Source organism: Polaromonas sp. (assembly GCF_036676035.1).
Taxonomy (GTDB): Bacteria; Pseudomonadota; Gammaproteobacteria; order Burkholderiales; family Burkholderiaceae_C; genus Polaromonas.
The window spans coordinates 1-2,258 of the sequence record NZ_JAKFDR010000131.1 but is presented as its reverse complement, the minus strand read 5'-3'; the positions used below and the strand labels follow the sequence as shown (position 1 = coordinate 2,258).

3 protein-coding genes are annotated in these 2,258 nt (G+C 64.3%); all 3 read right to left on the bottom strand.

The features are described 5' to 3' along the window. On the bottom strand, positions 1 to 232 hold a 232-nt coding region (gene gspM, locus V6M61_RS20770), incomplete at its 3' end, for a type II secretion system protein GspM (RefSeq protein ID WP_332778509.1). Next, positions 225 to 1,346 (bottom strand): type II secretion system protein GspL, encoded by a 1,122-nt coding sequence (gspL, locus tag V6M61_RS20765; protein WP_332778508.1) that lies wholly within the window; start codon positions 1,344 to 1,346, stop codon positions 225 to 227. The genes gspL and gspM, both read right to left, overlap by 8 nt. After that, a partial coding sequence (gspK, locus tag V6M61_RS20760; protein ID WP_332778507.1) for a type II secretion system minor pseudopilin GspK occupies positions 1,343 to 2,258 on the bottom strand: 916 nt, incomplete at its 5' end. The genes gspL and gspK, both read right to left, overlap by 4 nt.

Sequence of the window (2,258 nt, the reverse complement as noted above, 5' to 3'; positions counted from 1 at the left end):
CTTCCAGCGCCTCGGTTTGCGCGCGCAACTTGGGCGTTTCGCTCTGCCAAAAAGTGATCCTGGCCAACGGCGGCTTGACCAGCGTCAGCCAGATCAGCACACCGATCAGCACCAGCGCCATGCCGGCGACCATGCGTTTCTCACGCAGCGCCAACGGCTGCCAACGCGCCTGCAACTGGCTGCTGAAGCGCTGCCAGCGCGCACGGTAAATCGCCAGCGTCGCCCTACTCATCGTCTGCTCCGCTGTCATCGTCTTCGTTGGTGTTTGCGCTGGATTCATCGGTCGGGCGCAGGGTCCAGCCTTGGTCATCGGCAGTGACGCTGATGCCGGCCTGGGCCAACATGCTTTGCCAGTCCTTGTCGCTACCGCCACGGTTTGCATCGCTGAGCAGCGCCAGTTGCAAGACACCGTCGCGGTAAGTCAGGCGCTCGACACTGCCGGTCATGAACGGCATGCCCGTGCCGGCCTGCAACACCAGCCGATTGAAATTCTGCGCCGGGTCATCGACCGCGCCTTTTTGCCGCTGCTCCAGTTGCTGACGCGCCTGTTGCAGCGGGTTGAGAATCACCGGTAATTCGGGAAACGCCTGTTTCACCCGCTGACTCATCTGCGCCTTCAACTGCTGGCCCTGACGCGCTTCGCGAGCGGCGTACAGATTCAGCCCGACCACCCAAACGACCACGGCCAACGCCACACACCCGACTGCACGACCCCACCCGCGTTGTTCGCCGCCGGTTTGCTGCAGACCACCATGCAAACCCCAGCCCGGCAACGGGCCGATCCAGCGTTGGGTTGCCTCAGCATCGAACGATGCCCCGTCAACTTCATCACCGAGCAACGGCTCGACCTGCGCGTTATTCAAACTCTCGCGCCGGAGCAAATGCCCGTCCGCCACACAAGCGACAACCCCCGGCAGCACCGGCAGGCTATACGGCGCCGGATACAAACCGCGCAGACTCAACCCCGCCTGCTTGAGCAGCGCAGCCAGACGCTGCAAGTGCTGCCGCGAGACCCAGGCAATCTGCACCTGCCCGCCCGCATCGCGAGGGCTGTGGCCGATATGCATCTGGCTGCTGTCGCCGAGCATCAACGCCTGCGCCGCGCACTGCACAGCGGCCGCGGTTTTGTTCGCAGGCAGCGGCGGTAGATCAATGCTGGCGAGCAGGCTGTCCGCCGGATGCAGAAAACACAGCAGCGGCGACTGCTTTGGCCGTTGCCCCAACTCGATCAGACTCAGCCGTTCTTCATGAGTGACCTGCCCCTGACGATCCAGCCAGGCGCAGCTCACTTCGCTGTGCAACTCCAGCTCCGCCAGCGGCGGCAACGCGACGCGCAACTGGCTCATGCGCCCACCCGCGACCAGATCACCTGCGGCAGCCGATCTTCACTGCGGTGCAGCAGAGCATCGAGGCTGACCCGGCGCTGATCGCGCCGCGCCTCACCGCGCAAACGAAACCAGTCACTGGTGATGCCGACTTTCACGCTGCTCATTTCCAGCTGCGGCATGCGCAAGCGGTTCACAAAATCGCCGCGATTGATAAACCAGCGTCCCGAGTCACGCTCGGCAATCAACGCCGTCGCCCGCTCCAGCGAAAGCCCCGGCACATACGCCGCCAGCACCTGCGCCGTGGCGGTATTGCCGTTGATCCACGTCGTCGCCGGAATTACCGTCACGTACGGCGCCATTTGGCCGATCAGTGCATCGGTGACCCCTTCGACGCTGCGCAGATCATCAAGTGTGCGCAGCATCGGCACCTTCGGCGGTGGCGGTTTATGCGCGGCATCCGGCGAAGTGGCGCGGCCACTGTCGAAACCGGCTTTGCCGGTCGCGCCAATCTGCGCATTCAGCAAATACGGATAACCAGCAATCACCCGCTCGCGGATGCGCTGGCTGACAACGGCGCTCACACCGATCAACTCGCACAAGCGCTCGAACGCCTGCACCTGCGCCGCATCGATTCGCTCATTGGCCACCAGATTGCGCAGGTTGAACTTGCCCTGCTCATCCTCCAGCCGCCCGGCAAAACCCGCCGCCAGCAACGGCTGCGCCCAAGGCTGATCACGCCGGGTCAACGGATCACGCAGGCGCGCATCCCACAGCAACTGCCGGCTGATCTCCAGACCACCCTGCGCCACCCAACGCCCCTGCACCCGCTGCTGATCGGCCTCCAGCGCCCGGGTCGCCACGCTCTGACGCGTCAACATCCCCGCCGCAATCACCGCCACCACGGCGGCAATCAACAACGCGCTGATAATC

Bases quoted from the DNA above. Each gene is read 5' to 3' on its own strand.
- gspL (WP_332778508.1), bottom strand. From the start codon at position 1,346: ATGAGCCAGTTGCGCGTCGCGTTGCCGCCGCTGGCGGAGCTGGAGTTG.